The 16,801-nt window shown below is 68.6% G+C and carries 17 protein-coding genes; 8 read left to right on the forward strand and 9 right to left on the reverse strand.

What is annotated here, in order from left to right:
• Positions 1-344: 344 nt before the first annotated feature.
• Entirely contained in the window at positions 345-1,100 is a 756-nt protein-coding gene (locus FPT20_RS00385) for an SDR family oxidoreductase (protein WP_158861713.1), read from the forward strand.
• A 1,407-nt stretch (positions 1,101-2,507) separates the two neighbouring features.
• On the opposite strand, the gene FPT20_RS00390 is transcribed toward FPT20_RS00385, so the two are convergent.
• Positions 2,508-3,821: a DUF1254 domain-containing protein gene (locus FPT20_RS00390; protein WP_199245621.1), complete on the reverse strand. Its 1,314-nt coding sequence runs from the start codon at positions 3,819-3,821 to the stop codon at positions 2,508-2,510.
• A gap of 290 nt (positions 3,822-4,111) precedes the next feature.
• A complete protein-coding gene (locus FPT20_RS00395) occupies positions 4,112-5,107 on the reverse strand; it encodes a helix-turn-helix transcriptional regulator (RefSeq protein WP_158861715.1) in 996 nt (331 codons plus the stop codon).
• An 88-nt stretch (positions 5,108-5,195) separates the two neighbouring features.
• Here FPT20_RS00395 and FPT20_RS00400 point away from each other — a divergent pair, with 88 nt between their 5' ends.
• On the forward strand, positions 5,196-5,573 hold the full coding sequence (locus FPT20_RS00400) for a VOC family protein (protein ID WP_158861716.1): 378 nt from the start codon (positions 5,196-5,198) through the stop codon (positions 5,571-5,573).
• Positions 5,574-5,645: 72 nt separating this feature from the next.
• Here FPT20_RS00400 and FPT20_RS00405 read toward each other — a convergent pair whose 3' ends face one another.
• Entirely contained in the window at positions 5,646-6,335 is a 690-nt protein-coding gene (locus FPT20_RS00405; protein WP_158861717.1) for an SDR family NAD(P)-dependent oxidoreductase, read from the reverse strand.
• 112 nt (positions 6,336-6,447) lie between these two features.
• Between FPT20_RS00405 and FPT20_RS00410 the strand changes: the two genes are divergently transcribed.
• The gene (locus tag FPT20_RS00410; protein ID WP_158861718.1) at positions 6,448-7,311 is read left to right on the forward strand and encodes a helix-turn-helix domain-containing protein; all 864 of its coding nucleotides are present in this window, start codon (positions 6,448-6,450) and stop codon (positions 7,309-7,311) included.
• 42 nt (positions 7,312-7,353) lie between these two features.
• Here the strand turns inward: FPT20_RS00410 and FPT20_RS00415 are convergent, their stop codons facing one another.
• Entirely contained in the window at positions 7,354-8,232 is an 879-nt protein-coding gene (locus FPT20_RS00415) for an NmrA family NAD(P)-binding protein (RefSeq protein WP_158861719.1), read from the reverse strand.
• Between the two features lie 87 nt (positions 8,233-8,319).
• On the opposite strand from FPT20_RS00415, the gene FPT20_RS00420 reads away from it, so the two are divergent.
• Positions 8,320-8,883: a TetR/AcrR family transcriptional regulator gene (locus tag FPT20_RS00420; RefSeq protein ID WP_158861720.1), complete on the forward strand. Its 564-nt coding sequence runs from the start codon at positions 8,320-8,322 to the stop codon at positions 8,881-8,883.
• Positions 8,884-8,921: 38 nt separating this feature from the next.
• Here the strand turns inward: FPT20_RS00420 and FPT20_RS00425 are convergent, their stop codons facing one another.
• A complete protein-coding gene (locus tag FPT20_RS00425; protein WP_158861721.1) occupies positions 8,922-9,476 on the reverse strand; it encodes a TetR/AcrR family transcriptional regulator in 555 nt (184 codons plus the stop codon).
• Positions 9,477-9,585: 109 nt separating this feature from the next.
• Between FPT20_RS00425 and FPT20_RS00430 the strand changes: the two genes are divergently transcribed.
• Positions 9,586-10,686, forward strand: coding sequence for a zinc-binding alcohol dehydrogenase family protein (locus tag FPT20_RS00430; protein WP_233265326.1), 1,101 nt, complete (start codon positions 9,586-9,588; stop codon positions 10,684-10,686).
• A gap of 13 nt (positions 10,687-10,699) precedes the next feature.
• Here FPT20_RS00430 and FPT20_RS00435 read toward each other — a convergent pair whose 3' ends face one another.
• Entirely contained in the window at positions 10,700-11,581 is an 882-nt protein-coding gene (locus FPT20_RS00435; RefSeq protein ID WP_158861723.1) for a LysR family transcriptional regulator, read from the reverse strand.
• Between the two features lie 121 nt (positions 11,582-11,702).
• On the opposite strand from FPT20_RS00435, the gene FPT20_RS00440 reads away from it, so the two are divergent.
• Entirely contained in the window at positions 11,703-12,623 is a 921-nt protein-coding gene (locus FPT20_RS00440; RefSeq protein ID WP_158861724.1) for a zinc-binding dehydrogenase, read from the forward strand.
• Between the two features lie 46 nt (positions 12,624-12,669).
• Here FPT20_RS00440 and FPT20_RS00445 read toward each other — a convergent pair whose 3' ends face one another.
• Complete coding sequence (locus FPT20_RS00445; RefSeq protein ID WP_158861725.1) at positions 12,670-13,620, reverse strand: alpha/beta hydrolase family protein; 951 nt, start codon at positions 13,618-13,620, stop codon at positions 12,670-12,672.
• 105 nt (positions 13,621-13,725) lie between these two features.
• On the opposite strand from FPT20_RS00445, the gene FPT20_RS00450 reads away from it, so the two are divergent.
• Positions 13,726-14,310, forward strand: a complete 585-nt coding sequence (locus FPT20_RS00450) for a TetR/AcrR family transcriptional regulator (RefSeq protein WP_158861726.1) — start codon at positions 13,726-13,728, stop codon at positions 14,308-14,310.
• Between the two features lie 11 nt (positions 14,311-14,321).
• On the opposite strand, the gene FPT20_RS00455 is transcribed toward FPT20_RS00450, so the two are convergent.
• Complete coding sequence (locus FPT20_RS00455; protein ID WP_158861727.1) at positions 14,322-14,921, reverse strand: TetR family transcriptional regulator; 600 nt, start codon at positions 14,919-14,921, stop codon at positions 14,322-14,324.
• A gap of 88 nt (positions 14,922-15,009) precedes the next feature.
• Between FPT20_RS00455 and FPT20_RS00460 the strand changes: the two genes are divergently transcribed.
• Positions 15,010-15,768: an SDR family NAD(P)-dependent oxidoreductase gene (locus FPT20_RS00460; RefSeq protein WP_158861728.1), complete on the forward strand. Its 759-nt coding sequence runs from the start codon at positions 15,010-15,012 to the stop codon at positions 15,766-15,768.
• An 18-nt stretch (positions 15,769-15,786) separates the two neighbouring features.
• Here FPT20_RS00460 and FPT20_RS00465 read toward each other — a convergent pair whose 3' ends face one another.
• Positions 15,787-16,716, reverse strand: coding sequence for a LysR family transcriptional regulator (locus tag FPT20_RS00465; protein ID WP_158861729.1), 930 nt, complete (start codon positions 16,714-16,716; stop codon positions 15,787-15,789).
• Positions 16,717-16,801 lie beyond the last annotated feature (85 nt).

Consider the following 16,801-nt stretch of genomic DNA (forward strand, 5'->3'; position numbering starts at 1 on the left):
GCAGGGCGCCCCTCCCGAGCTCTGTCCAGTGCGGCGCCCGCGGCGGTCGAGCACGCCAGCGCGCTGAGCAGGGCGAGTACCGACTCGTGCTGACTCGGGTACCGGAATGTTTCGCAGGTGCTCGAGGTTGGGCTGACACAGCTGCAGTCACCGAAACATCAGCGTTGAGAGGGAGGGTCTGATTTGAGGACGAACGCGAACGTCGTCGGGGCGACTGTCTCGGTGAGGCGCGAGGGCGTGGCGGTCGCGAGTTCTGAATTGCGGGACTTCAGCCGTGCGGGTCATTCGCCGAGCGAGCGTCGGAGGGTCGGATACTCCGATGCGTCCCGCCGGGAGGCGGCACGATGACGACGCCCGGCGCACTCCTGTCAGGAAAGACAGCGCTCGTGCTGGGAGGCACGGGCAATGTGGGCTACTACCTGGTCGATGGTTTCATCAGGGCGGGGGCGGAGGTTCTCGTCGTATCGCGCAGTGCCGGCAATCTCGACCGGCTGACCGCGCGGCTGGGTACAGACCGAGCGGAGCGGATTTCGCCGATCATCGGGGATATCGGGACACCGGAGGGTGCACGAGCCGTTCAGGCTGCGGTGCGGGATGCCACCGCGAGACTCGATGCGGTCACGGTGGCGGCGGCGAGCTGGCACCAGACCCCCAGCATGCTCCAGGCCGGCTTCGAAGACTTCAAGCGGGTCATCGAGACGCGGCTGTACCCTCACTACCTCGCTGCGGAGGCGCTGCTCCCGCTGGTCGACTCTGCCGGGTCGTATACGACGATCAACGGTCCCGCCGGGTTCATGCCGTCGCCGCGACAGGGGCTCGGACCCATCTCGGTCGTCTCGGCGGCTCAGGACAAGCTCACTCGCAGCTTCGCCGCCGAGACGGACGGGCATCCCCGCGTCAATGACCTCGTGCTGACAGTGTTCATCGGCCCCCATGGCACGCGTCCCGGTTCACCGGTTTCGGGCGAGCAGGCGGGCGACTACGTCGCAGCTCTCGCGTCAGCCGCCGGCGCCGGCGTGCACAATCGGACACTCGATCTGAGCCGGCCGGAGCAGGTAGCCGAGGCCGTCGCGGGACGGTTCTCGGACTACCGCATCTAGGCCCTGCATTCCATTTTCCGGTCGTCATCATGCGGCTGGGCGGTCGCCATCGCCGCCGCTGGAGTGTCACTTGGCGCTGGCCATCCGCACCAGCCGCGGTCTGGAGAGGTAGGAGACAGCCAGAGTGATCGGCTATCGGCTTGACTAGCACGCCCACAGCGAGGTCGCGTCGACACAATCTGGACACTCTTGTGTCCATGGCCATGTGATCGTCGGGCTGGGAAGAAGGGCGACCTGGGGAACGTCGCGGGGGTCGACGGCGGTCCCACCGTGCGGCAGCGGGATGTTTCCTGGGGACTGGTCGTGACCACGTGTTCGCTTGAGGGCACACGTCAGCCCGGAGCACCGATCGCGAGGCCGCATCGCCGCGATTGGCACGGGCGGTGTAACGTCTGCTGTCCGCGGTCGATCGCATAGGCTAACGCCGCCCGGGCGTCCAACCGACGACGCTGGCGACGGGTAGCTCTCCCCGGCGAGAGCGAACATTTCCGCGGGCGAGCCCGTATGGTGTCCGTCAGTGAGGGAGGGCCGAATCGCGGCTTCCCCGCACGCTATCCAATCGCATCGCGCCGACGCAGTCGGGTGGGTGCGCTTGTTTGATTGGCAGGGCTATGCCGCTCCGTAGAAGTACACCGATGGCGACCCCGCCGGGGGTCGGCCGATACGCGTGGAGTTTCGGAGCGCTGTGGCACGCCGGTGGGAGTGTCGGTATAGGCGGTGGAGCGGGGTGTGACCGCTCGTCTCGCGCACAAATATTGGTCGGAGCGGGAACGCCCGCGCGTGTGGAGTGCGATCCAGTGGAGAGGTCGAGTCATGTCCCGATGGACGAAGTCATGGTGTAGCGCGCGATTGCGTTCCACCTCATCGGCTGCGGTCTGCGTGACAACCATTTGACAACAATCGGGCGAGATCGGAGTGCACTGGGCGTCGTTTTGTCCCGCTGAGATCATCGTGATCTCGCGGATCTTGGCCAATTGCGAGGAGATGGCGGGTCCGTCGCTAGAGTTCGAATCCCACGCCCTCCGCAGTGTCTTGAGTCGCGACATAGGTCTCACCTGTGTCGCGTCTTAGGTCTCATTGTTGGAAGCCCTCGGCCATCGGCCGGGGGCTTTTTGTTGGTTTCGCCAGTAGTAGTGGTCGGGGTCGAGAAGAGCAGGTAGCGCGAGTGGTCGTCCAGCCAGTTCAGGATCTCGACGTCGGTGCCGACTGTGAGCCGCCAGTGGGTGAAGGTCGAACATGGTGGCGCCCGGGCGACGTAACCCGGGTCCAGGCGGAAGGAGTCGCTCGGTTGAAAGGCCCGGTGAGGACGATTATTGCCACAGCGCAGTTCGGACTAGTGTGGCGTCGTCGGCCGAAAGAGGGCGCCCAAGACAGAAGGTTGCGAGCGTCAGGGGTTATCGGATCGTCTCAATCGAGCCGTTTGATGGCAGGAGGTTGCCAGCTTCCGTCGAGTGCGGCGGTATCGGGCCAGTACAGCCGGAGGTTCATGCTGAAGGTGCCCTCGCGCGGGGTGGGGAGCCAGTTGGGCTTCAGGTCGTCACTGGGTGCGTCACGCTGGATGTGCAACTCGAGCGACCCATCCTCGCCGTAGGCGAGTGGGTTGCGATCGCCCAGGGTGTATCGGTCGAGGGGGTTCTCCGTGAAAAGTTGGCGCTCGTCGTACATCGTGAGTGACCAGAACGCTCGTGCGGGAGGTGTCTGACCGGGTTCGAACCGCACGAGGTAGCGGTGGTTCGCAGTCAGGGGTTGGCCGTCGGAGTCTGTGAACGCGGTCGGGTAGATGGCGTCGTCTGGAGCGTTGGCCCCGAGCGCTCCGTAGGCGACGCCGGCGCGGTGCAGGTAGTCGGTGCCGTAGGTGCCGATCGCCGTGAGGTTGGTGTACCAGCCGTTCTGCAGGACGCCGGCCGCGGCCCAGGCGGCTTTGATCCGCGCGAGCGACCGCGGGACCGCCTCCTCCAGTGCTCGACGGAGATCGGCAGGAGCATCCGCCCATGCGAAGGGGCGGCCGGGCACGATCCCAATCCGTCGTAGTCGGTCCAGTATCGGGTAGTCGTTCGGGTGCGGCTGATGCACCGCGAGCAGGTCGGCGAAGAGCGGGAAAAAGGTGGCGGCATCCATCCGCTCGACCTGGTCCGGCGGAGCAGACATATCCTGGTCCGGGTTCACCGACCCCTGGGGTGGTATGTAGTCGGTGCCCCACGCGCTCAACGGCACCGCACGGATGCCGTCCTGGAATGCGTGGACGGCCGCGTAATCCTCGACACCGTTGGTTTGGGTGCGGCCGCCGATCCATCCCCGTGGTGTCGGCGCCACATAGAACGGCATGCCATCGGGAAGCGAACCCTGCCAGTGCGGGCCGACGATGGCGAACGTGCGGGCAGCGGACCCGGTCGTGCGGGTGCCGGGAACCGTGAACACATCGGTCCACATGTCCAGCATTGGAAGCAGATAGAAACGTCCCCCGGACTCCGGGACGCTGATGATCATCGGCTCATTCCTCAGATCGAAGTTCATCGAGCTATAGAGCGTGTCCGCGTTAGGCCGCACCACAACTGTGAACGACGGATCCGGGAACTCTCGACCGTGCGCGAACTGATTCATGGGGGACAGCAGCCCAATCGGCTGCGCCACATTCGTGGAGACGAGGCCGCTGACGTGCATCAGCACCAGCGGATAGGCGTACACGTACGCCTCACCTGCGATCCGTTCGGCTTCGTCCATCCGCATCCCCTTCTTCGCCCTGCTAAGCGTCAGCCCGTGGTAGTCGCATCCTGGCCTGGCGCAGGCGACCGCCGCAAGGCCCTGTCACGTCCAAGGTTTTGCCCCCCTCGAGAAGAGCGTTGAACGCGTGATCTTGCTGGCCGGGCGGAGTCGGTTTCCGTCGCGACCCTCAGGTCTTCCTGCAGCCGGGTGACGAGGTCGCGGTGGAGGTTGAGGGCGTGGGCAGGATCGACAGTCGAGTCGTGGCGGAGGGCGTCCGAGGCGGCTAGGTGCGGTTCTACTGCGAAGCCTTAGCGACCTTCGGGTCGATGGAGTCGTTCCGCAGTGCGGTTGATGAGCGCCGTGACGGCTTCGCTCAGTTCGGCAGGGCTGTTGATGATGAAGGGAGCGTCGATGCTCACGATGGCTGCGGCGACCCAGTCGAGCCGCTCCGCACGCAGGCGGACGCGCCGCCATTCTTCGGCGGCCTTGCCCGAGGGGGCTTCGGCTCCGGCGTCGCGGACCTCAGCAACATTGGCAGGAAGGTGGGACCGGATCCGGCTGTCGGTCGCCCGCACAAGGAGCGATACTTCGTATCGCCACGGGGTGCGGGACAGGGATTGCTGCACTTGGCGTGTCGGGTCGAACTGCTCGGGCACGGTGAAGTGCCCTGGCGCGACTTCGACGCGCTGGATGCGGTCGATCCTGAATGTGCGAAGCTGCCCGCTGGAGAGGTCCGGGCCGGTCACGTACCAGTTGCCGCCGTGCGCCACGATTCCCCAGGGAAGAATCGTGCGGGAGCTGATGTGATCGCTGCGGTTGCGGTACTCGATATCGAGCGGGCGGTGATCGTATGCCGCTTCGGCGACGGTCAGGAGGACCGGAGACGCCGCAGTGCCGTCTTCCGCGGCCGCCACGGGTCGCGCACTCGTTTCGAGAAGGGCTCGGACGCGCCGCTCGAGCGCTGCCGGGAGCACCCTGCGGATCTTGGAGACGGCGGTCTCCGTCGCTTCTGTCTCACCCTGCAGGCCGATGTGGACCGCGGTCGTGAGGCTGACCATCGTGACGACCGCCTCGTTCTCGGTCAGCATCAATGGCGGGAGTCGGTGACCCGCCCCGATCCGATAGCCGCCATAGCGGCCTCGGATCGTCTCCACCGGGATCTCGAGGTCGGCGAGGTGGCCGATGTAGCGACGCACGGTCCGCTCGTCGACATCGAGCCGGGTCGCGAGTTCCTTGACCGTGAAGACGCGGCCGGTCTGCAACAGGTCGAGGAGCGCGAGCACCCGGGCAGTTGGGCGGCTCATCACCGCAGTTTATCTATACCGGACTGATTGTGTCCGGTTTGGCCCGTACCGTCATCAAAGAAATCACCCCCCCGAACAAGGAGATCCCGTGAACTTCGCATCCATCCGCATCATCACCTCGGACGTCGACCAGCTGGCCGCCTTCTACGGTCGGCTGACGGGACTGGAGGTGCTGCGCCCGAACCCGCTCTTCGCTCAGATTCCCGGACCCACGGGGCTTATTGCGATCGCAAGCGACAAGACCGTACCGGCCATGTCCCCCGCCGATCTCAGCGCCGCGGCGAACCGCAGCGTGATCATCGAATTCCTCGTCGACGACGTCGACCGCCTCATTCAGGGTCTCTCACTCGGCGAGGGCGAACTGGTGATGGAGCCCCGCACAATGCCCTGGGGAAACCGGTCCGCCCTGGTGCGGGACCCTGACGGTAACCTGGTCAACCTGTACGCGCCGCCGTCGACCAACTAGGACTCGTCGGTTGGGGATGCCCGGAACGCGCCTCCCGCGCAGCCTCGGGCGAGCTCGAGGAGCAGTCCCTCCTCACCACGGCACCGGCCCGGTGCGGTCGAAGAATCCGCCGGTGGGCGTGTCGGGGCCGAGCGTTGCGAGCCGGACGACGGCGTCGGTGCCCTCCGTGATCGTCTGGGTCCCGGAGTGGCCGTTGAGGTCGGTGGCCGTGTATCCGGGGTCGACGGCGTTGAAGCGGATGTCGGGGAGCGCGTGGGCGTACTGAACGGTGAGCATCGTCAGCGCCGACTTCGAGGCGCTGTATGCGGGTGTGACGAACCGTCCCCATTCCGTCGTGGTCACCACGGTGAACGATCCGAGCCCGCTGGACACGTTGATGACCGACGGCGCGTCGGCCTCGCGGAGCAGAGGGAGGAAGGCGTGGATGACCCGGACGGCCCCGAAGACATTCGTGGCGAAGACCCGTTCGACGTCGGCAGCGGTGAGGTCGTCCGCGGGAATCCGGCCTCCGGTGATGCCGGCGTTGTTGATGAGCACATCGAGGTGGCCCGAGGCGGCACGCACGGTGTCGGCCGCGGCGGCCGCGGACTGGTCGTCGGTCACATCGAGCGGGACGAAGCGCGCCCCCAGCGCCTGGGCCGCGGCGGCTCCGCGTTCGCGGTCGCGCGCGGCGATCCAGACGTCGTGTCCGGCGGCGAGGAGGCGGCGTGCGGTCTCGTGGCCGAGGCCCTTGTTGGCCCCGGTGATCAGTGTGGTTGTCATGTTTTCATCGTCCGATCGGTCGTTCGACCGGGCCAGGCACCACTCGTCCGTGGGACTGGCAGTACCACCCGCGTCCGACGCGCGGAGGAGCAAGAAGGAGCACACTGGAGGTGTGACGACACGAACCGAACTGGGTGCGGCGGTGCGCGCCTGGCGCGAGAGGGTGAGTCCGCAGGAGGCAGGCCTTCCCGGGGGAGGCGATCGCCGGGTCCCAGGCCTCCGTCGCGAGGAGTTGGCGCTGCTGGTCGGCATCTCGGTCGACTACCTGGTCAGGTTGGAGCAGGGACGCGCCACCCACCCGTCCGCGCAGGTGCTCGCCGCTCTGTCTCGCGCGCTTCGTCTGGGAGGGTCGGACCGGGAGACGCTCTATCGGCTCGCGGGGGCGGTGCCTCCACCGTCCGGGTCGGTCCCTCGTGAGGTGCCGCGCGGCGTCCGGAGGATGCTCGACCGGATGAGCGACACCCCCGTCGCGGTGTTCACGGCAGCGTGGGACATCGTCCAGTGGAACGCCCTGTGGGCCGAACTGGTCGGCGATCCCGCGGCAATGGACGGCCGAGACCGTAACCTCGTCTGGCGGCATTTCGCCGAGCCGGCGGGTCACCCCTCCCGTGTCAGAAGGGACCCGGACGAGGAAGACGCGTTCGAGCGCGAGATGGTGTCGGATCTTCGTCGCGCGATGGACCGCTACCCGGATGATCGGGCGGTCTCCGAGCTCATAGCCGCGCTGATCGAGACGAACCCGCGCTTCGCCGAACGGTGGGCGCGGTTCGAAGGCGTGCCGACGGCTCCGGCGCGCAAGACCATCGTTCATCCCGTTCATGGTCCCGTCGAGCTGGACTGCGACGTGCTCACGATCGGCGGCGGAGACCTGCGGATCGTCCTCTATTCGGCTGAGCCCGACTCACCCGAGGCTGTCGTGCTCGAGAACCTTCGCTCGGGGGTTCCGGACGTGACGATGAGCTCGCATCGGGGGTGAGGGGCTCCTCGCGTACAGCGCGGATTCACCCGCGGAGGGGCGTCACCCGGCCGCAACCGCCGGCGCCAGCACCTCGCTGCACCAGGTCCGGAAATCCGTCGGGCCGACGTCGGCCTTCTTCCAGTCGGCGTCGTAGATCCCGTCTGCCTGGGCGGTGAACATCGCCACGGTGTCCTCCACGGCCTGCTCGCTCGCGCCGCGCGAGCGGAGCAGGGCCGCGAAGTCCTCGGTCGACATCTGGCGGTAGCTGATCGGGCGGCCCAGCGCGTCGCTCATCGTCTGAGCCATCTGGGTGGGCGTCAGGCGGTCGGGTCCGAAAAGCGGCAGGTCGGACTGCCCTCGCCAGGAAAGATCGGTGAGCAGCTCAGCGGCACGGGCCGCGATGTCTCTCGTCGCTATCGTCGGCAGGGGCTCAGCCGGATTGCAGGTGAGCGAGAACATCCCGCCGGTGCGGATGGAACTCGCTTGACCGAGGAGGTTCTCCATGTAGAACGGCAGGGAAAGGGCGCGGAACGCCGCCCCCGTCGCTCGCAGCTCGTCGTCCATCGCGAAGGCTGCTGAAAGGATTCCCGCCGGTTGCGTCCAGCCGTGGCCCGCGCTCGTGATCGAGACGACATGGCCCACGTCATGGCGTCTGACGGCGTCTGCGGCGGCGCGGGCGAACCGCAGGTAGTGCGTCATCGCGCTCGGCGCCGATGAGTCGGGCGGCACCAGCCAGAACAGTGCGTCTGCGCCCGCGAGCGCGCGGTCGAGCACCCGGGGGTCGGCATGGGACCCTTCGACGAGCTCCACCTCTGAAGCGACCTCCTCGCTCAGGCGCGACGAATCCCGAGCGATGACCCGGACGTCGCTTCCCCGATCGAGCAGGCGGGACACGAGCTGTTTTCCGATGCGCCCGGTGGGCGTCGTGACGGCGATCATGGACTCTCCTTCTTCGTATTCGGAACCGGAACTCCGGTTACGGATCAAACCACATCGTTCTCCGTCGGTCAACTAGAGTGAGAGTCCATGGCTCTGGCTGATCGATCGTTGCGCTCGGACGCGCGCCGCAACCGCGAGATGATCCTGGACGCCGCCAGCGAGCTTTTCGCGGTCGGGGGAGACGGCGTCCAGATGGACGACATCGCGGCCCGTGCGGGACTCGGTGTCGGCACGCTCTACCGGCATTTCGCCGATAAGCAGGCGCTCCGCGCCGCCATCATCGCGCGCCGGTTCGACGCCGTGACACAACTCGCCGAGACGGCGTCCGGCATCGAGGACCCGCTCGTGGCGTTCGAGACTCTGCTCTACGGCTACCTCGAGTCCGCCGAGTCCGATGCGGCGTTCCGGGTCTCCATCCTGGGCTCGGAGACGCCTGCGTGGGAGACGATCGCGGCGCAGAAGCGCGCGTTCAACCGTGTGGTCGCGGCGGTCGTCGAGCGCGCGGTCCGCGCCGGGGTCCTCCGCGACGACTTCACGACCGCCGACTTCGTGCTCATCACGCGCGGAGCGATGGCGAACATGGATGTCGACACCGGTTGGCGAAGGTTCCTGGCATTGCAGCTCGAGGGGATAGCCGCCCCCTCGCGGTGATCGCCGGACCTCGGGAGCGTCGGTTCGGCAGAGGACGTTCAGGGCATCGAAACGAGTTCCGCGGCAGTCTGGTCGACGGCATCGGCGAGGGGGCGCGACGCGTCGCTCAGCCACTGCTCGAGACCGAGTTCGAACGCGAGCGATGCCAGCCGGCCGAGGAGGAGCGCTTCGCGAGGGTTCGCGCCTCGGTCGAGGAGCGCCGCGCGAACGGCATCGGCGAGCCGGTCGTACTGGAGGAGCTCGCGCTCCCGGAGCTGCGACTCCCGCCGGATGATCCGATGGCGCCGAGCTATCGGTTCGCGCAGCGACTCGAGCTCGAGCGCGGCGCCCCGCAGGCCGAATCTGACCAGTTCGCTCGGGCGCGCGCCGTCGGGGGCGGCGGCGAGCGACGCGCCGACGACCTTCGGGAACTCCCTCTCCCGCAGGAACAGCACATCGCGCTTGTCGGCGAAGTGACGGAAGAACGTGCGCGTGGTCAGGCCGGCGCGCTCGACGATCTGCGGAACGGTCGTCTCCTGGTAGCCCTGTTCGTCGAACAGGGCCAGGGCGGACTCCTCGAGGCGGAGCGCGGCGTTCGGCGACCAGCGGGGCATGCCTCCATGATGACATGTCGTGTCATGAGAGGTACAGTGATGACACTGCATGTCATCAAACGAACGGACTCCCGTGTCTCTCCCCTCCTCGCCTCCAAACGTCGCCGCCGTGATTGATCGTCCGTTTGCCGACCTGTCCGTGCGCCCGGTCCCGTTCCCCGAGCCCGCCGCCGGTCAGCTCGCGGTGCGGGTCCGTGCGGTCGCGATCAATCCGCTCGACGCCATCGTGCAGTCCACCGGGAGGCTGATGTACGGCTGGCTCGACTACCCGGCGGTGCTCGGGGAGGACGTCGCCGGTGAGGTCGTCGCGGTCGGCGAGGGTGTCGACGCCTTCTCGGTCGGTGATCGTGTCTGCGCCTACGCGATGGGTATCGAGAAGGGGCGCGATGCTCTGGCGGGAGGCGGTTTCCAGCACTATGTCGCGGTGGAGGCGTCCATGACGGCGCGCCTCCCGTGGGACCTGTCGTTCACGGAGGCGGCTGTCCTTCCGCTCGCGTTCTCAACCGCAGCGGCGGCGCTCTTCGAGCGCTCGCAGCTCGGGCTGGACCACTCGACCCTGGGCTCCGCTCCTCCTCGCGACGAGATCGTCGTGATCTGGGGAGGCGCGACATCGGTGGGCGGCAACGCCATCCAACTGGCCAGGGCGGCCGGCTACCGGGTGATCACGACCGCGTCTCCCGCCAATCACGATCGGATGCGAGCGCTCGGTGCTGAAGCGGTCTTCGACTACCGCTCCCCGGATGTCGTGCGCGCGATCACCGAAGCAGTAGGAGGCTCGGCGGTCGCGGGCGTCGTGGCCATCGCTGCGGGGTCAGCCGAGCCTTGCGTGTCCATCGCCGCGCGGACGCGGGCCCGAAGAGTCGCGCTCACGAGTCCCTCCGTCTCCTTCTACGACCAGCCCCGGCACGGGGGCCTCTCCGTGCGCCGGGCGCGTCTCCTCTCGCGTCTGGTGCTCTCGAACATCCGGTTGCAGGCGCAGTGCGCGCTTCACGGGATTCGCGCGCGCTTCGTCTGGGGGAGTTCCATCGCGGACAGCCCCGTCGGGGCGGTCGTGTGGGGTGAGCACCTGCCGGTGGCGCTGGAAACCGGCGGGCATCGACCCGTCCCGTCGCCTCGGGTGATCGGGAGCGATCTGGGCGCCGCTCAGCGCGGGCTCGACCTGATGCGCCAGGGCGTATCCGCTGAGAAGCTCGTGATCGCGCTCGAGTAGACCGATCCCGCCGTCACGGAGCTTCCCGGTGGCGGAGGCTCTCCTCCGCGAAGTCCGCGATCAGCCGGCGCCGCACGGGATCGCGGAACGCCAGTTGGACCGGAACGCCGATCCGGGGCCGAGTCGGGTGCAGCCGGACCGTCGACGGCGTCACGAGCGGGGTCGACGCATAGAGCAGCGTCCAGCACTCGCCTGCCGCCACATGTCCGCTGACGGTGTCCTGCGGCGTCGTGAACGGCGGGCCGGGCAGCGGCGCGAATCCCGCTGCGGCGCAGGCTTCGAGAATGATCGCGTGGACGCCCGGATTCAGCCTGCCGTCTGCGAGGGAGAGGGGCAGCGCGGCGAGGTCGGCGAGGTCGATGCTGCCCGACGGGTCGGCCCATCGCGCGGGCACCGCGGCGACCAGGTCGTCCGTCCACAGGTGCCGCACGACGATGCCGTCCCGTCGTTCCGCAGCGCGGACGAATGCGACGTCCAGGGCGCCGGTCATGAGGTCATCGAGTTTGCGCGCGGTCGCCTTCGAGTCGAAGCGCAGCCGGACATCCGGGTGACCGGCGCGGAAGGCCCCGAGGATCGCGTCGAGTCGCGGCCCGAGCACATCGCTCGTGCCGATCCGCAGTTCGCCGCGCCGGCCGGCGACGAGATCCGCGGCCACTCGCTGCGACTCTTCGGCAGCAGCGAGCACCTTTCTGGCCTGCTTCAAGAAGACGATGCCCTCGGCGGTCAGGCTCACCCGTCGATGGGAGCGGTCGAACAACGGGAGGGACAACTCCCGTTCCAGCCTGGCGACCTGCTGGCTCACCGCCGCCTGAACGATGCCCAGGTCCTCCGCCGCCCGACCGAAGTGAAGGGTCTCGGCCACCGCCACGAAGTACCGGAGCTGACGCAGTTCCATTCGCCCTCCCGCCGGGGATCGATCACGCGGAGTGATCGTTCCGATTCCATTCTGGCCCTTGGTCGGCCGCATCCGGTCTTCTTACCGTGGTCACGCAAACGACAGAAAGGTACGCATCACCATGCGCGCAGTATTCAACGCCCCCGAGGACCCGATGCGCGTCGCCATTCGCGATGGCGCTCCCGAACCGGACCCCGCCCCGGACGAGGCGATCATCGAGGTGCACGCCTTCAGCCTCAATCGAGGCGAGCTCGCCCTCCTCGCTACGCGACCGGCGGCGTGGCGACCCGGCCAGGACGTTGCCGGAACCGTGATCCGCGCCGCGGCGAACGGAACCGGGCCGGCCGTGGGCTCCCGGGTCGTGGGCCTCGTCGAGCAAGCGGGATGGGCCGAACGGGTCGCCGTCGCCGCGGATCGGCTCGCCGAGATCCCCTCGGGCGTCGAGACCATCGCCGCCGCGACCCTCGGGATCGCCGGGAGGACAGCACTGAACACCGTCCGCCTGGGAGGCGCTCTGCTCGGCCGGCGCGTCCTGGTCATCGGGGCCGCAGGCGGACTCGGTCGTTTCCAGGTTCAGCTCGCGGCGCAGGGAGGCGCGGAAGTCGTCGCGGTCTCCCGACGCGCCGGCGCCGTTGCAGACCTCGGAGAGCTGGGCGCCGACGCGGTGGTCTCCCGAACCGAGGATGCTCCCGGGCTGTTCGACCTCGTCCTGGACGGGGTCGGCGGTCGCGCCACGGAGGCGGCGGTGCAGAAGGTCGCACCCTCCGGGACGGTTGTCCTCATCGGTGCTTCCGAGCGGGAGCCTGCCCGAGTGGCCCTGACGGACTTCTTCGGCCACGAGAACGCGGCACTCCGCACCTACTTCTCCTACGCGGAGCAGGCCCCCGTGAACGGTGACCTCTCCTTCCTTCTGGGCCTGCTGCGAGAGGGGCGTCTCCGCGCGGACATCGGCTTCACCGGCCCGTGGGAGACGCTCCCTCAGGCGCTCGACGCGCTCGCCGAGGGTCGCGTCGACGGTAAGGCGGTGCTCACCCTCCAGTGACGCCGTCCGGCAGCGCGGTGATCGCTCACCGCGCTGCCGCTGCCTGTCAGGCGCCCTTGCGCTTGATCGCGGCGACGTCACGGCCCGCGGTGTCGATGATCGACGCTGCGTCCGCCCAGCTGGAGGTGTCGACGGACAGGGCCGTCCGCAGGTACGCGGTCGTCAGACGCTGGAGGACCGCGACGCGGTCGGGGTTCTCATCCGTCGTCTCCGCCACCTCGTAGCCGGGGATCCCTCCGAGAGAGTGCTCGCCTCCGATGAGTGTGACGAGGTGTGTCGCGCCCGGGCTGTACGTGAAGGCGTCCGTGAACCAGTCGGGTCCCCGGCTCGACATGCGCGACTGGTCCTGGTCGCCCGCGACCACGAGCGTCGGCTTCGTCAGCGTGCTGAACGAGGGGTACATGAACGGGAAGGTGGCCTGGGCGAACGGGTGCAGGTGCGGGCCGCCGACCCCGGTCGCAGCAAGGAGGATCCCTCCGGACACGCGCGGGTCGGACAGGTCTTCGCCCTCGGATCCGTCGGGTCCGAGAACGCGGGCGCCCAAGAGGGACTGCGCGGTCTGCGCTCCCCACGAATGCCCGACCGCGGCCACGCGCGCCGGATCGACGCGTCCGCTGAGCCCCGGGACCGCCGAAACGAGGTCGTCGAGCTGGTCGAGGATGCGCTTGAGATCTGCGATGCGCTCGGTCCAGATGAGCGGGAACCGGGGGTCGTCGAAGCCGATCGCGTTGCGGCGCGAGTCGAGATGAGTGGGCTGGATCACCACGAAGCCCCGGGAGGCCCAGAACGCGGTCAGCGGCGCGTAGCCGTCGTGGTGCCAGCCGTTCCCGTGGGAGAAGAGGATCACGGGAAGGCGGGTGCCCTCCACGGGTGCAGAGATCCGGACCTGGAGAGGCAGGGGGCGGCCGGGGGCGGTGAGGCCGACGGGCGCGACCGAGATCACCGGGGAGGCGGGGCCGGCTGGCCTGTCGAGGTCGGCGATGAGGGAAACGGACACGGAAGAACCTTTCTCGGGCTGCGATAATCAAACGGAGCGTTGTTCCGAAAACTACCGGAACAATGTTCCGTTTAGCAATGACCGATCGTAGGAGGGTAGTCCGCCATGAGCGAAACCGTCCCAGCTTCGCGGAAGCGTGCCGACGCCAGGCGCAACGAGGATGCGGTGCTCAGCGCGGCGGCGGAAGTCTTCGCCCGTGCCGGCGTGGATGCGCCGGTCCGCGACATCGCGGTGCGGGCGGGGGTGGGCGTCGGGACGATCTACCGTCATTTCCCGACTCGGTCCGAGCTCGTCGTGGCCGTCTACCGGCATCAGGTCCGAGCCTGCGCGGACGCCGGGCCGCTGCTTCTCGCGTCATCCGCCACCGCGGAGGAAGCGCTGAGGCGGTGGGTCGACCTCTTCGTTGATTTCCTCGTGACGAAGCATGGCCTCGCGAACGCGCTACAGGGTGCGCAGGACGATGCAAGCGCCCTTCACTCGTTCTTCGTCGAGACACTCGTCCCGGTCTGCGGAGCGGTGCTCGCCGCGGCCGTCAAGGAGCGGCACCCCGGCGACGCGCCGCACCCGGACCCCTACGTGTTCCTCAAGGGCATCGGGAACCTCTGCATCGGTGCCGGCCGTGATCCCGGCTACGCCGAGCGGGACGCCGTGGGGTGGTTGGTCTCCGGAGCTCTGGCCGCGCCCGCCTGAGGCTTCGAGAATTATCCGCCGGCAGGAGGTGACGCGAGCCTGCGCGCCGCCTCGACGACGAATCGCCGGCGTCGGGCGCGCTCCTGGAGGTCGTCCGGGCCCGCTCCCGTGATCATCTCGGCGAGTTGCGGAACCGTCTGCCACCAAGCGGCCAGTGCGATGATCGCGAAGACCAGATGATCCGGGTCGAGGCTGCTGTCGAGCACGCCGTCCCGCTGCGCGGCCGCGAAGCGGGCGACCTTGTCCTGATAGTGGGCGGTCCGGCCGTCGAGGTCGGCGGGGGTCCCTCCCTGGAGGCCCTCCCATTGGAGGAGCCTGCTGAGCGCCGGGTGGGCCGCGTGGTAGTCGAAGGTGGCGCCCGCGAACTCGCCGATGTCATCGAGGCTCGCCCCGCTGAGCGCGACCGCGGAGGCGAGGCGTTCGAGTTCGGTCGAGAGCACGAGGCGCCACAGGGACTGCTTGTCGCCGAAGTAGCTGTACAGGCGCTCCTTGTTCACGCCCGCCTTCTCGGCGATCGCCGCGACGGTGGTCCCGTCGAGACCTCGTTCCGCGAATTCCGAGAGCGCGGCGTCGCGAAGCCGGCGTCGCGTCCCTTCGGTGTCCCAAGCCACGACGAGCAGCCTACCGGGGGTGCTTGGCCGCCCGGCTCGACCGTGGCTATAATCCAACTACAGCGTTGGAGTTGGAATTGGAGGATGTATGACCGGAACGGATCTGGCAAACGCGGATGAGCTCTTGGCGGGGTCGGGGTTGGTGGCGCTCGTGACGGGCGGCAACAGCGGTATCGGTTTCGAGATCGCCCGCGAGCTGCTGGCCAGGCGGGTCGAGGTCTGGATCGGGGCCCGCGATCGACGGAAGGGGGAGGCTGCAGCGCGCGAGCTCGGCTCGTCCGTTCGAGTCGTATCGCTTGATGTGACCGACCCGGCGACCATCGAAGCGGCTGCGGCGGAGATCGGCGATCTGGACATCCTGATCAACAACGCCGGGATCAACCCGGGCGGAGAAGACATCTCCGCAACCAGCGTCGACCAGCTGCGACGGGCATTCGAGACGAATGTCTTCGGTCTGGTCGCCGTGACGCAGGCGTTCCTTCCTGCACTGGAACGATCCATGCATCCGCGGATCGTGAACATCTCCAGCGGCACCGGCTCGCTGGCGTGGAACAGCGGGCCCAATCCTCAGTTCGACTGGGAGCGGGTGAAGGGCGGCGGCTTCGCCTACCGCATCTCGAAGACCGCGGTCAACGCGGCGACGCTGCTGGCCGCGCAGGCGTTGGGCGACCGGGTCAAGGTCAACGCACTGGCGCCCGGTCTGCGGCGCACGAACCTCCTTCCCGGTATGACCGCGGGCGGCGACCCGGCCGAGGCGGCCGGGGGCGCGGTGCGTCTCGCGCTCCTCCCAGACGACGGCCCGAGCGGGTCGCTCTGGTCCTGGGATGGTTCCCGCGTGCCGTGGTAGGCGGCTCGTGCCGCTCGCTCACACCCCCGCCCGCACCGCCGCGAACCCGTCCCGGATCGCGGCGACGAGCTGCCGCGCGGCCGCGGAGGGGCGGCGTGACGCGTCGTCCGCCGGCGTCGCCACGAGGATCGAGCGCACGAACGACGGGTCGTTGATCGGACGGAGCACGATGCCGGGGTGCTCAGCGGTCGTCGCGAGGCTGGGTATGAGGCCGATCACCATCCGTGCCGCGGTCATGCCCAGGAGGACCTGGAAGTCGTCCGTCCGGATCGCGACGTCGAGGCTGTGCCCCTCGGCCGCGAACGCGTCGGCGACGATGCGGTCCATGGCGTCGTCGGCGGCGGTCGCGAAGACCCAGCGCTCGTCGCGCAACGAGAGCAGGGCGGCGCGATCGACCGGGGCGCGCGACGCGAGCGGGTGCCCCGCCGGCAGGGCGAGCATCAGCGGATCGCGGTGCACCTCCGTCGTCACCACGTTCGGGCGGAAGGGCAGCTCGTAACCGGGCACGGTGTAGACGAGTGCCGCGTCGAGCGCGCCGCGGTTGATCCGGTCGACGAGGGCGGGGACCTCCTCCAGCAGGGCGTCGATCTCGATTCCGAGGTCGCCCACCCGGGAGGCGACGAACGGCAGGATGCTCGCGGCCGCGGTCGGGAAGGTGCCGAAGCGGAGCCGCACCCGCCCCAGCTGGCTGAACTCGCGAGCGTCGCCGATCGCCCGTTCGCTCAGGGTCAGGATCTCCTGCGCCCGCTCGAGGAGGAGCATGCCGACAGGCGTCAGCCGGCTGCCCCGGGGGGAACGAGCGAGCACGGGGGAGCCGACCAGCCGTTCCAGGTTCTTCAGGTGGTAGTCGACGGTGGGCTGGCCCCACCCCAGGCGGCGGGCGGCCGCGGTCACCGACCCCTCGGCGTGGACGGCTCTGAGAGCTTCGAACTGGCGCAGATCGGCCATCGTCGCCTCCCTGTCCTGTGTGCGCGATTCCCGCGTCGGGCGCGGAGTCACATACAGTGTATGTGGGTAGGGCGACGTTCTGGGG

This window comes from Leifsonia sp. AG29, assembly GCF_009765225.1.
Lineage (GTDB): Bacteria > Actinomycetota > Actinomycetes > Actinomycetales > Microbacteriaceae > Leifsonia.

Excerpts from the sequence above, each read along its gene's own strand:
- FPT20_RS00385 (WP_158861713.1), top strand. The coding sequence starts at position 345 with ATGACGACGCCCGGCGCACTCCTGTCAGGAAAGACAGCGCTCGTGCTG.
- FPT20_RS00390 (WP_199245621.1), bottom strand. The coding sequence starts at position 3,821 with ATGGACGAAGCCGAACGGATCGCAGGTGAGGCGTACGTGTACGCCTAT.
- FPT20_RS00395 (WP_158861715.1), bottom strand. The coding sequence starts at position 5,107 with ATGAGCCGCCCAACTGCCCGGGTGCTCGCGCTCCTCGACCTGTTGCAG.
- FPT20_RS00405 (WP_158861717.1), bottom strand. The coding sequence starts at position 6,335 with ATGACAACCACACTGATCACCGGGGCCAACAAGGGCCTCGGCCACGAG.
- FPT20_RS00415 (WP_158861719.1), bottom strand. The coding sequence starts at position 8,232 with ATGATCGCCGTCACGACGCCCACCGGGCGCATCGGAAAACAGCTCGTG.
- FPT20_RS00420 (WP_158861720.1), top strand. The coding sequence starts at position 8,320 with ATGGCTCTGGCTGATCGATCGTTGCGCTCGGACGCGCGCCGCAACCGC.
- FPT20_RS00425 (WP_158861721.1), bottom strand. The coding sequence starts at position 9,476 with ATGCCCCGCTGGTCGCCGAACGCCGCGCTCCGCCTCGAGGAGTCCGCC.
- FPT20_RS00435 (WP_158861723.1), bottom strand. The coding sequence starts at position 11,581 with ATGGAACTGCGTCAGCTCCGGTACTTCGTGGCGGTGGCCGAGACCCTT.
- FPT20_RS00440 (WP_158861724.1), top strand. The coding sequence starts at position 11,703 with ATGCGCGCAGTATTCAACGCCCCCGAGGACCCGATGCGCGTCGCCATT.
- FPT20_RS00450 (WP_158861726.1), top strand. The coding sequence starts at position 13,726 with ATGAGCGAAACCGTCCCAGCTTCGCGGAAGCGTGCCGACGCCAGGCGC.
- FPT20_RS00460 (WP_158861728.1), top strand. The coding sequence starts at position 15,010 with ATGACCGGAACGGATCTGGCAAACGCGGATGAGCTCTTGGCGGGGTCG.
- FPT20_RS00465 (WP_158861729.1), bottom strand. The coding sequence starts at position 16,716 with ATGGCCGATCTGCGCCAGTTCGAAGCTCTCAGAGCCGTCCACGCCGAG.